10 protein-coding genes are annotated in these 10,914 nt (G+C 64.7%); 9 read left to right on the plus strand and 1 reads right to left on the minus strand.

The window, feature by feature from the left end:
- Window positions 1–275: 275 nt before the first annotated feature.
- Window positions 276–1,304: an endonuclease/exonuclease/phosphatase family protein gene (locus ACHWRX_RS16315; RefSeq protein ID WP_394659990.1), complete on the minus strand. Its 1,029-nt coding sequence runs from the start codon at window positions 1,302–1,304 to the stop codon at window positions 276–278.
- Window positions 1,305–1,614: 310 nt separating this feature from the next.
- Here ACHWRX_RS16315 and ACHWRX_RS16320 point away from each other — a divergent pair, with 310 nt between their 5' ends.
- The 9 genes from ACHWRX_RS16320 to ACHWRX_RS16360 form a co-directional block, all read left to right on the plus strand.
- Window positions 1,615–2,202 carry an RNA polymerase sigma factor gene (locus ACHWRX_RS16320; RefSeq protein WP_058735889.1) on the plus strand — a complete coding sequence of 196 codons (588 nt, stop codon included), beginning with the start codon at window positions 1,615–1,617 and terminating at the stop codon, window positions 2,200–2,202.
- Entirely contained in the window at window positions 2,189–3,151 is a 963-nt protein-coding gene (locus ACHWRX_RS16325; protein ID WP_394659991.1) for a FecR family protein, read from the plus strand. Before ACHWRX_RS16320 ends, ACHWRX_RS16325 begins: the two co-directional genes overlap by 14 nt.
- Window positions 3,152–3,176: 25 nt before the next feature.
- On the plus strand, window positions 3,177–5,510 hold the full coding sequence (locus ACHWRX_RS16330) for a TonB-dependent receptor domain-containing protein (protein ID WP_394659992.1): 2,334 nt from the start codon (window positions 3,177–3,179) through the stop codon (window positions 5,508–5,510).
- A 16-nt stretch (window positions 5,511–5,526) separates the two neighbouring features.
- Window positions 5,527–6,276, plus strand: a complete 750-nt coding sequence (locus ACHWRX_RS16335; protein WP_394659993.1) for a DUF2334 domain-containing protein — start codon at window positions 5,527–5,529, stop codon at window positions 6,274–6,276.
- A 56-nt stretch (window positions 6,277–6,332) separates the two neighbouring features.
- On the plus strand, window positions 6,333–7,508 hold the full coding sequence (locus ACHWRX_RS16340; RefSeq protein WP_394659994.1) for a glycosyltransferase: 1,176 nt from the start codon (window positions 6,333–6,335) through the stop codon (window positions 7,506–7,508).
- A 121-nt stretch (window positions 7,509–7,629) separates the two neighbouring features.
- Window positions 7,630–8,466: a hypothetical protein gene (locus ACHWRX_RS16345; protein WP_183616312.1), complete on the plus strand. Its 837-nt coding sequence runs from the start codon at window positions 7,630–7,632 to the stop codon at window positions 8,464–8,466.
- Window positions 8,466–9,005: a DUF2141 domain-containing protein gene (locus tag ACHWRX_RS16350; protein WP_394659995.1), complete on the plus strand. Its 540-nt coding sequence runs from the start codon at window positions 8,466–8,468 to the stop codon at window positions 9,003–9,005. Before ACHWRX_RS16345 ends, ACHWRX_RS16350 begins: the two co-directional genes overlap by 1 nt.
- Window positions 9,006–9,022: 17 nt before the next feature.
- A complete protein-coding gene (locus ACHWRX_RS16355) occupies window positions 9,023–10,180 on the plus strand; it encodes a glycosyltransferase (RefSeq protein WP_394659996.1) in 1,158 nt (385 codons plus the stop codon).
- 258 nt (window positions 10,181–10,438) lie between these two features.
- On the plus strand, window positions 10,439–10,914 hold a 476-nt coding region (locus ACHWRX_RS16360), incomplete at its 3' end, for an efflux RND transporter periplasmic adaptor subunit (RefSeq protein WP_394659997.1).

The following is a 10,914-nucleotide window of genomic DNA, read 5'->3' on the forward strand; positions in this document are numbered from 1 at the left end:
GGACGAACCCGCGTGGACTGATCGCCAGGAATTCGGGTGTGCTGGTATCACCCTTCAGGACATTGACGGCGATGCCTTCGTATTGCGCGCCGCACTCTTCGAGCGTGATGTGCGAGGCCACCGGACATGCACCCGGCGCGTAGAAGAACTTCATCGGCATGGTTTTTCGCTCCGGCAATCTGGCTTGCCGCAAGGTATTCCTGCTCGATCATGGCTCGACAATAGCGGGCAGGGGCCGGCCACGCTCACATTTCACATGTGATGGCTTGCCGGCTCTATCGGATCGGCCCGACCCGATAATCCGCCACGTAGCCCAGGTGATCTGACAGCTTGAAGCCGCCCGCCGTGCTGCCGAAGGGCACGCGCACGTCCGTCAGCGTGAGCGAGGTTCCCGAAGCCGGGCGGTAGAATTGCTTGTCCTTGCCGCGTTTGATCACTGACTTGAGATCGGCGTTAACGGGTCGGGGCGGGGCGACGCCCGCTTCCTGCGCGATGACTTCCTGGCCGCCCGGCACTAGCGGAGCAGGACCCGTGGTCAGCGCGATCCGATTGGCGAAGTGGCCGATGTTGAAGTCTCCCCCGAATACCAGGGCCGTATCGCGGTCGACCGTGCGGCCCAGGAAAGCCCGGACCTCACGGCATTGTTCGGCATAGGCCATGTCCGCGCGGGCGATGGAGACGCCGGTCGCCTTGCGTGAGTTAAGGTGCGTGTTCGCGATCGCGACTGGCTTTGACGCGCCGGGCACCCTGATCCACGTGACCAGCACGCCCTTGGCGGCAAGGCAATCATACCCGGCGCAGGCGTCGGGCGCGAAGGCCATCTTGGCGGTGCGCACGATCGGAAAGTCCGACAGGACGACCAGGCCGCTGTCCTGCCACTTGCCTATGGTCTCGCCCTTGATGAAGCTGGCGGCGCTGTGGAACACGTCGGGCATCGCGGTGTGAGCGGTGTCGTTCGCGTCCGCCGCCGCCGGGCCGAAGGCGACATAGCGATATCCCGCCAGGGTCGCGATGGACTTGGCCTCGGGCGTGAAAGCCTCTTGCAGCAGCACCACGTGCGGCTGCGTTCCCTGTTCGCGCAGGTTGGCGAGGCGCAGGCCGATCTCTTGCAAGGAGCTTGTGCGATTTAACGCCACGGGGAAGGGCAGGCCGGCGACATTGTACGTCATCACCGAAAGAGCGCCGGGGATCGCCTGGGGTATCGCGCCGCGTGGGATCGACACCTCCGCCGGAGCAGGCCCGGCGATGTTGCCTCCCAGAACCGCTAGAAACGCAGCCGCCATCAGCCAACGCGCACCAGACATGTGCAACTCCCGATATCCCCGCAGCAAAGCACCCACCTGCTTCGACGCCGCGCCCCGATAAAAGCCGCATGTGAAAGTTTGATGTGCGGGTCGTGACGAGCGGCGGCGTCACAGTGCTGTCCGTGGCTTATTGCGCGGACTTGGGATGGAAACGGTCGATGGGGCGCAGCCTTGCCTTGCATGACATAGCTGACAGCGGCTTGCGCACGTCATCCGCCGATGTGGAGCTGGCCGCTTGAGCGTGCGTGGCTCCCCGGCCGGGTCACCGGCACTTGTCGTCCCGGGCGCGACACGGCATGGGTCGCCGACGATGACGTCTCATGGTCAGGATATTCCGGCACAGTCCGGCCTTCAACAGCTCAGCCTGGCGATGCGGCCGGAACTGCGGCGGTTCCTGCGCGCGCGTGGTTGCAGCGAGGCGGATGCCGAGGACCTGCTGCAAGAGCTGTTCATCAAGATCGCCACGACCACCACTGGACCGATCCGCACACCCAAGGCGTATCTCTTTCAGATACTCAACAACATGGCGCACACGCGCCGCCGCACCGAGATGCGGCGGCAGGCCCGCGATGCCGAATGGATCGGAGAGCGCCGCTTCGGCGATGATGCGGACGCTGCGCCCGATCCCGAAACCGCGCTCGCCGGACGTGACGAACTGGAGCGGGTGGAAGCGCAACTGGCCGATCTGCCCGAGCGGACGGCCTTCGTATTTCGCCAGTATCGCGTCGAAGGGCATTCGCAAAAGGCGATCGCGCTGGAACTGGGCATCAGCCTCAGCGCGGTCGAAAAGCATCTGCAGCGCGCTTACAAAGCCGTTCTGGTCATTCGGAACAGACAGGAACAGGGCGGTCTTGCGCCGGCTTCAAGCAAGGGAGGGATCGGAGATGCGGTTGACTGACGATCTCGTCCACGAGCAGGCGATCGCCTGGCACTTGCGCCTTACTGAAGATGGCTTCGACGAATGGGACGGCTTCGTGTCCTGGTTGGAAGCGGACGCTGCCCACAATAGCGCCTATGAGGCGGTGAGCGATGCCGATGCGGGGCTGGGGGAGCTTGCTGCTCCTGCCCCGTCGGTGGCCACGCATCCCGTTTCCTGGCCTGCCGTCTGGTCCGCGAACGACGAGCCTGACTCAACCCCTGTGCAGCGGCGGCCTGGCAGGCTGATGGCAATGGCGGCCACGGTCGCGCTGGTTGCGATCGGTTCATGGGTCGGCTTTGGCGCGATGAACCAGACGTACGAAGTGCGCACGGCCCCGGGCGAGACGCGCACCCTGGCGCTGGCGGACGGCACCCGCATCGCCCTGAATGGCTCGACCGAGATCATGTTGGACAGGCGGGACCCGCGCTTCGCCGAATTGAAATCGGGCGAGGCGAAGTTTTCGGTCCACCATGATGCTGCCGATCCCTTCGAGCTGACGGTGGCGGACCAGAAGATTGTCGATGTCGGCACCGTCTTCAACGTGAAGAAGAGCCCGCAATCCCTGAAGGTCGAAGTGGCCGAAGGCGCGGTTCGCTACGAGGACGGACAAGTCCGGATGCGATTGGATGCGGGCGATACCCTGCAGGCCAGCGGCGCGAACGTCGTCGAAGGCACTCGTCCGCCCGAGGCGATCGGTAGCTGGACCAACGGGCGGCTGGTCTACGAAGGCGCACCTCTGGTTGAGGTAGCGGGCGATCTGGCGCGGGCGCGCGGTATTGCGGTTGAGCTTGCGCCTAACTTGGCGCAAGAGACCTTCTCTGGCGTGATTCAGCTCGACGGCGATGGAGACACGCTGCGGCAACGCGTAGCCCAACTGCTGAGGCTGAAGGTTTCCAAGACGTCCGATGGCTGGTCGATATCGAGGTGACATCGCGGCAGCCGTAAGTTGTGTAATGGCGCTCGGCGCACTCATCGCAACTCCCGCGCAAGCGCGCAGCGTTCGCCAGTTCTCCATCCCCGCGGGCTCGCTGTCCGGCGCGCTGTTGGTCTATGCCCAGCAGGCAGGCGTCTCGATCTCCATCAGCGATGCGCTGAAAATATCGCAGCGCACGGGCGGGCTGAAGGGACGCTACGAGATCTCCGATGCGCTTCGGCGGCTACTCAAGGGCAGCGGCCTGACGTTCACCTTTGTTGATCCCACTACAGTACGCATCGGCAGGATTTCTACCCCGCCGCCCAGACCGGCGGTGCGCCCAGTCGCCCCTGCGCCTTCTAAGCCGCCGCCGATGGTGAGCGCGCCCGACATCGTCGTGATCGGCACCAAACAGCGCGCCACGCTGGCGGACTATCCGGCCAGCATATCGATCCTGCAACTGACTCCGGCCGACACCGCGCGGGGCGGGGCCGATGGTACCAGCGCCGTGCTGAATCACGTGCCGGGCCTGGCGTCCACCAACCTGGGCCCCGGACGCAACAAGGTGTTCATCCGCGGCATCGCCGATTCCAGCTTCAATGGTGAAAGCCAGGCCACGATCAGCCAGTATCTGGGCGATGCGCGGCTGATCTACAGCGCGCCCGATCCCAACCTGCTGCTCTACGATATCGAGCGGGTGGAGGTGCTCGAAGGTCCGCAAGGCACGCTATATGGCGCGGGCACGCTGGGCGGGATCATCCAACTGGTGCCGCGTGCCCCCGATCTGGAAAGCGCATCGGGCGGGGTCTCCGCTGGGCTCCGCCTCACGCAGCATGGCGCGCCGGGCTTCGATGCTTCGGCGGTGGCGAACCTGCCGATCGTCAGCGATCGGCTGGCAGCGCGGGTGGTGGCTTATGGATCACAGGAAGGCGGCTATATCGACGATACGTTGCGCCGACTGTCCAACATCAACCGCAATCGGATAACCGGCGTCAGGGCCGGGCTGCGCTGGAAGCCGGCTTCGGACTGGACGATCGACCTGGGATTGGTGAGCCAGAATATCTCCTCTCGCGATGGGCAATATGCGGATACTGCGATCGGTACCCTTTCGCGCGCATCCGCGATCGCCCAGCCGTTCGACAACGATTACCGCATGGTCAATATCGCCATAAAGCATGCTGCCGGTGCGACGGAACTGGTTTCCTCCACCAGCTATGCGCGCCAGAATTATGACACAACGTTCGATGCCACGCGCATTCCCGGCGTCAGCGCGCCGCGCATTTACAGCGAACTTAACGATATCAGCCTGCTGGCGCACGAAACCCGCGCGTCTGGCCAGTTCAACGGTCGCGGGCGATGGATCGGGGGGGTGAGCGCGCTATTCAACCAGGATCGATCCTCGCGCGAACTAGGCCTTGTGGACCGGCCGCAGATGCTGGCCAGCGTCACCAACGATACTCTGGACACCGCCTTGTTCGGCGAGGGCACTTGGCCGCTGTTCCGGCATCTTGACGTCACACTGGGTGGCCGCCTGAGTTATGTGCGCCAAGTCAGCAAGCTTGCGGGCGCGGAAGATCGCAATTCGGAATCGCGTCGCACCCAGTTCCGGGGGTTGCCCAGTGCCGCGGTGTCCTGGCGACGTACCAACTGGTTGATCTATGCCCGCTATCAAGAGGGATACCGCCCGGGAGCCTTGCAGATTTCCGGTCTTGGCGGCCGATTGGCGGCGGAGCGGTTTGAGCGCGATCACATCAGCACGGTGGAACTGGGGATGCGCTTTGGAGTCCGTCCGGGGTCCCGGTTAACCGGCTCCATAGTTGGAGCGAACGCGTCGTGGGACGATATCCAGGCTGATCTCGTCAATCTGCAAGGGTTGCCCTACACTGCGAACATCGGTTCGGGGACCGTCCACACGCTGTCCGCGCAACTGGCGTGGAAGCCGCGACCGAACGTGTCGATCGACGCGTCGGGCTTTGTTACGGCCAGCAACTTGTCAGAGCTTGCGCCCGATTACGCCAGCGTGCGCAATCGCGACTTGCCCAATATCGCCGACGCCGGCTGGCGCCTGGCCGCCACGTATGACCACGACCTTGGCCGGGCGCATCTGTGGCTGGATGCGGCAGTGCGGTACAACGGGAACTCGCGATTGGCCGTGCGTGAACCTTTCGACTTGCCGCAAGGCGGATTCTACGATGCCTCCATCGGCGGCAGGCTGGCGCTGGGCAGTCTCGGCTTCTCGCTGGATTTCAGCAACTTGTTCGATTCCCGGGCCAACACCTTCGCCTTTGGCAATCCCTTCTCCCTGGCGGGTGGCACGCAGACCACGCCGCTGCGTCCGCGTTCGGTCCGGTTCGGGATCGACGCTACTTTTTGATCGCAGGACCCGCGTGATGAAACGACTGCTGCTTTCCGTGCACGACGTCGCCCCCTGCTTCGAAAGCGAGGTGGATCGGCTGGCGGACCTGCTTTCCGGTCTGGCCGGTGGCCCGCGCCTGGCGATGCTGGTGGTCCCCGATCATTGGAGCCGTGCGCCGGTCAGCGCCGCGCCCGCGTTCCAGGCCCGCTTGCGCGGCTGGGCCGATGCAGGCATGGAAATGTTCGTCCACGGCTGGACTCACAAGGACAGCGCGGTCGACCGCCTGGGTCTTAGCGGAACAGCCGCCTTGAAGGCCAAGCACATGACGGCGGGGGAGGGGGAGTTCCTCAGCCTGTCTCGCACTGAGGCGGCGCGCCGCATGCGTGATGGGAAGGCGCTGGTGGAGGATATCACCGGCCGCCCCGCCGCCGGCTTTATCGCCCCGGCCTGGCTCTATTCCGACGGTGCGAAAGAGGCGTTGGTCGACTGTGGCTTTGCCCTGGCGGAGGATCACATGCGCGTGTGGCAACCGGGGGCGGAGGATCGACCGCTGGCGCGCGGGCCGGTGATCACCTGGGCCAGCCGCAGCACCGCACGTACCGCGTCCTCGCTCGCCTTTGCGGCGTTGGCGCGCCAAGCTCTGCATGGCTTGCAGACCGTGCGCATCGCCGTCCACCCCGGCGATGTCACAAAGGCCAGTCTGCTGCGCAGCATCGAACGCACCGTCACCGCCTTTGCGACGCGGCGCGTCGTTAGTCGCTATGCTGACTTGAATCCGATTTAGAGGCCACTCACGAGACGCCCAATGCGGGTCGGGCTTGCGTGCGGAGTCTGTCGGGCATGGAACAGCCCTTATCGATCCTGATTCCGATCCACAGCTTCGAGCCGGGCGGCGTGGAGCGGGTCGGCCTCAACCTTGCGCGAAGCTGGCATGAGGCCGGGCACAAGGTGGTGGTGTTGCTAGGGCGAGACGAGGGTGCCGATCGCGCCAACGCGCCCCGGCTGCATTACGAACGGCGCCATACCCGGATGCGGACCGGGCCGTTTGAATCGCTGTGGCTGACGTGGTGCCTGCTGCTCTACTTACGCCGCCATCGGCCGGACGTGATTTTCTGCGCGGGCAATACTTACGCGGTGGTGTGCGCCGTGGCGCGGCTGTTCTACGGGCAGCAGTGTCCACCGATCGTGGTCAAGGTCAGCAACGATCTGGAACGGCGGGACAAGCCGAAGTTACGCCGCGCCGCTTATCATACGTGGCTGCGCGTGCAGGGCCTGATGTTCGACCGTTTCGTGGCGATCGCCGCGCCTGGCCGGGCCGAGGTCATGCACCACATGGCGGTCGGCCCCCACCGCACGGCGATGGTGCCGGACCCGGCGCTCACCACGCGGCGGTTGCAGGCGCTGATGGCCATCCCGCGAAGCGAGACGCGGGGCATGGACGTGCGCTTCGTGGCCGTGGGGCGGCTGGTGCCGCAAAAGAACTTCGCTCTGCTACTCGAGGCGTTCGCGCGCGGTGCCCGCTCCGGCGACACGCTGACGATCGTGGGGGACGGCCCGCAACGCGCCAAGCTGGAGGCGCAGGCCGTTCACTATGGCATCGAGCGGCAGGTGCGTTTCATCGGCCACGTCGCAGATCCCGATCCCTATCTGGCGCGGGCCGACTGCATGGTTTTAAGCTCGGATTACGAGGGCGTTCCCGCCGTGGTGATCGAGGCGATCGCGGCGGGCCTGCCGGTGATCTCTACAGACTGTTCGGCCAGCATGCGCGAATTGCTGGCCGGGCGCGGCGTGCTGGTGCCGGTGGGCGATGTCGACGGTCTGGCCCGCTGGATGACGGATGCGCTCTCCCTTCCAATCGCCACGCGTGACACGCGTAGTTTCGCCGCCGATTTCGTCATCGAAGAGTCGCGAGACAAGTATATCGCCATCATGCGCGAGGCGATCGACATTGCTCGTAACGATTTGTCGGTCTTCACGCCCTCGACAATGCGGAAGTGCCATATTCGCGGAGTCTAAGTTCGGCGAAGACAGCCAGAAGGTTCTCCTCTTGAACAACACCATTACTCTGGAACCTCGTGAGGTTCCAACGCTGAAGTTGCGCGCTCAAGATACGGCGTCCCGGATAAAGGGTGTGGCCATGTTGCCGCTGGCCTTTTCCGCGCTGATCGCTCTGGGCATCGTGCTGGAACTGCGTGGCATCAACATCCGCCAAATCGCGTCGATGGTGCCGCGTTCGCCCGCGTTCTGGGTGATCTTCGCGGTTTTCTACATGACCGGGCCCGCAAGCGAATGGGTGATCTACCGCCGCCTGTGGGATCTTCCCGCCGGCTGCATGACGGCGTTGTTGCGTAAGCTGGTGTGCAATGAACTGCTGCTGGGCTATCTGGGCGAGGCCTATTTCTACGCCTGGGCGCGACGCAAGACGCGGATGATCGCCGCGCCTTTTGCCGCGATCAAGGACGTCTCGATCCTGTCCGCCATGGTCGGCAACGGGGTGACGCTGGCGCTGCTGATCTGCACTTGGCCGTTCATCCGCTCGACGCCGCTGGGGCTGGAGAACGGGTCGGTGGTGCTATCGCTCAGCCTGGTGCTGCTGACTTCGATGGCGATGATGGCGTTTCGCCGCCGCCTGTTCTCTTTGGAGCGCGAGGAATTGAGTTTCATCGCCTTGGTCCACTTGGCGCGCATCATGCTGATGACGGGGCTTTCTGCGCTGCTGTGGCACATGGTGCTGCCCAACGTGCCACTGACCTGGTGGATGTTCCTGGCGACGCTTCGCCTGCTGATCTCGCGCCTGCCGTTCGTGCCCAACAAGGACATCGTGTTCGCCGGTGTCGCCGTGTTCACGCTGGGCCGCGAGACGGACATTGCCGCGCTGATGACGATGATGGCCTCGGCGATCCTGCTGGTCCACCTGGCGGTCGGCACGGGTTTGGTGATCAACGATCTGCTGCGAGTGGAGGAGGAGCGTTGATGCGCGCGGCATTTCTTCCGCTAGCCATTAGCATTGCGGCGCCGACGGTTGCGGTGGCGATGCCCAGCTCACCCGATCTGGGCAAGGCAGAGGGCAAGTGCCGCGCTGATGAGAGCGGCCCCGCCTTTCTCGTCACGGTCTCTGGGCTGAAAGACCGGGTCGGACGGCTGAAGCTGGAAGTCTATCCTGCCACTCGGCAGGACTTCCTGGCGGATGACAATGTCTTGCTGGAAACCGGCAAGGTCTTCCGCCGGGTGGAGGAAATTGTGCCGACGGGCGATCCGGTGCGAATGTGCATCCGGGTGCCGCAACCCGGACCTTATGCGCTGTCCCTGCTGCATGACCGGGATATGGACCGCAAGTTCAAGTGGACGGTGGACGGCATCGGCTTTTCTGCCAATCCCCGGCTGGGCTGGGGCAAGCCCGACGCCGCCAGCGTGATGACGCGGGCGGGCGGTGGGCTGACGCCTGTTACCATCGTGCTCAATTACCGCAGCGGCCTCGGCGTCGCTCCGCTGAAGCAACGCCCTCAATCCTAAGGCGGGAAGCTACCGACATGAAAATCGTGGACGTTTGCGCGTTCTACACGCCGCATGGTGGCGGTGTGCGCACTTATGCCGAACAGAAACTGCGGATCGCACCAAGACTGGGGCATGACATCACGATCCTTGCGCCCGGTGACCGGGCCGAGGTGATCGAGCGTGGTCCCGGTGCACGGATCGTGATGCTGACCGCGCCGCGCTTTCCGCTGGATCGCAACTATTGGTACTTCAACGATGAGCCCGCGTTGCACGATGCGCTGACGCAGCTGCGCCCGGACTTCGTGGAAGCATCGTCCCCTTGGCGCAGTGCGGCGATGGTCGGGCGTTGGCAAGGCACTGCGCCGCGCAGCCTGGTGATGCATGCCGATCCGCTGTCAGCCTATGCCTATCGCTGGTTCGGGCCGATCCTGTCTCGCCCTAATATCGATCGCAGCTTCGCGCGGTATTGGAACCACTTGCGATCGCTGAACGGCGTTTTCGCCACCATGATCTGCGCCAATCGCGATCTGGGGCGGCGGATGGCGGAAGGCGGCGTTTCCAGCGTGAAGGTGCTGCCGTTGGGCGTCGAGACTGGCGTGTTTTCGCCCGAGCGGCGCGACCCGGCGGTGCGCAACCTGCTGCTGGCGCAATGCGGCCTGTCGTCTGATGCCGTGCTCTTGGTGGGGGCCGGGAGGCTCGCCCCTGAAAAGCGCTGGCCGATGGTGGTGGAGGCCGTCGCCGCGGCAAGCCGGCATACCCCGGTGGGCCTGGCGCTATTCGGTGACGGGCGTGAGAAAGCCTCGGTGCTGCGCGCTATAGCGGGCAATCCGCATATTCGCTTGTTCGCTCCGCAGCGCAATCGGGAGGCGTTCGCCGCGATCCTCGCCAGTGCGGATGCGGTGATCCATGGGTGCGAGGCGGAGACCTTCTGCCTCGTCGGGGCAGAGGCGCGGGCCAGCGGCACCCCGGTGATCGTACCTGATGCGGGCGGCGCGGCGGAGCACGCCGGTGGCGGCGGTGGTCTGACGTATCGCGCCGCTAACCGCTTCGCCGCGTCGCAGGCCGTGCGCAGCTTTTGCGAAAGCGCCGAAAATTGGACGCGGACGTCATCATCATTGATGAGCCATGAGCAGCATTTTGCCGCGCTGTTCCATCATTACGCGGCGTTGGGCCGGGCTTCGGTCGCCGCGTAAAGCCAAGCCCTAAGGGCACGCGAGAACAAATCGAAACACGATAAGCCCTATCGTCCGGAGATGACGGTCTACCTGCCATCTCCGAAGCGAAGAGTGTGCTCGCGTCTGCAACATTCGCGTGCTGCATTACGGAAATTTAACATGACAGACAGCGGCTCGGCGAGAGTGCCGGGCCATTGCATCCTCCGATCGTCGCACGTCCGAAACGGGCTGGCGGCATGATTCGTCCCTTCGAACTCGCAGAAAAGATGCCTTGCGATGAACTTTGACCACGCTGTGCCTGAGATGTCCCGGTCCAAGCAGATCCGGATACTCGCCATATCCGTCGCCGCGGTGGCGCTGGTGGTGGTGAGTGTCAGCGCGATCCATTCGTGGTTGAATCAGCCGCCACCGCCGCCCGTGCCGCTGCCGCCGGGGATCGTGCAACTGACGCCGGGGCAGGTCTCCAGCCTGAAGCTGGAGACGGCCGGGGCGGACGATGGCTATGCGCGCACGGGAGCCAGCGGGCAGATCGCGGTGGATGAGACGCGTTCGACCCCCGTGTTCCTGCCCTATTCGGGACAAGTGCAGCGCGTGTTCGTGCAGAACGGCGATCGCGTTACGGCGGGTACGCCGCTGCTGTCGGTGCGGACGACCGACATCGCCGACGCGCGCGATGCGCTGGCCGCTGCCGCGGCGCAGCGTTCCAGCGCTTTGGCGCAAGTGCGCGTCGCCAGTGAGAACACCGCACGCGC

It is taken from the genome of uncultured Novosphingobium sp., assembly GCF_964277725.1.
Taxonomy (GTDB): domain Bacteria; phylum Pseudomonadota; class Alphaproteobacteria; order Sphingomonadales; family Sphingomonadaceae; genus Novosphingobium; species Novosphingobium fluoreni.

Coding starts and splice junctions, on each gene's coding strand:
- ACHWRX_RS16320 (WP_058735889.1), top strand. CDS start 1,615: ATGACGTCTCATGGTCAGGATATTCCGGCACAGTCCGGCCTTCAACAG.
- ACHWRX_RS16355 (WP_394659996.1), top strand. CDS start 9,023: ATGAAAATCGTGGACGTTTGCGCGTTCTACACGCCGCATGGTGGCGGT.
- ACHWRX_RS16340 (WP_394659994.1), top strand. CDS start 6,333: ATGGAACAGCCCTTATCGATCCTGATTCCGATCCACAGCTTCGAGCCG.
- ACHWRX_RS16335 (WP_394659993.1), top strand. CDS start 5,527: ATGAAACGACTGCTGCTTTCCGTGCACGACGTCGCCCCCTGCTTCGAA.
- ACHWRX_RS16325 (WP_394659991.1), top strand. CDS start 2,189: ATGCGGTTGACTGACGATCTCGTCCACGAGCAGGCGATCGCCTGGCAC.
- ACHWRX_RS16330 (WP_394659992.1), top strand. CDS start 3,177: ATGGCGCTCGGCGCACTCATCGCAACTCCCGCGCAAGCGCGCAGCGTT.
- ACHWRX_RS16345 (WP_183616312.1), top strand. CDS start 7,630: ATGTTGCCGCTGGCCTTTTCCGCGCTGATCGCTCTGGGCATCGTGCTG.
- ACHWRX_RS16350 (WP_394659995.1), top strand. CDS start 8,466: ATGCGCGCGGCATTTCTTCCGCTAGCCATTAGCATTGCGGCGCCGACG.
- ACHWRX_RS16315 (WP_394659990.1), bottom strand. CDS start 1,304: ATGTCTGGTGCGCGTTGGCTGATGGCGGCTGCGTTTCTAGCGGTTCTG.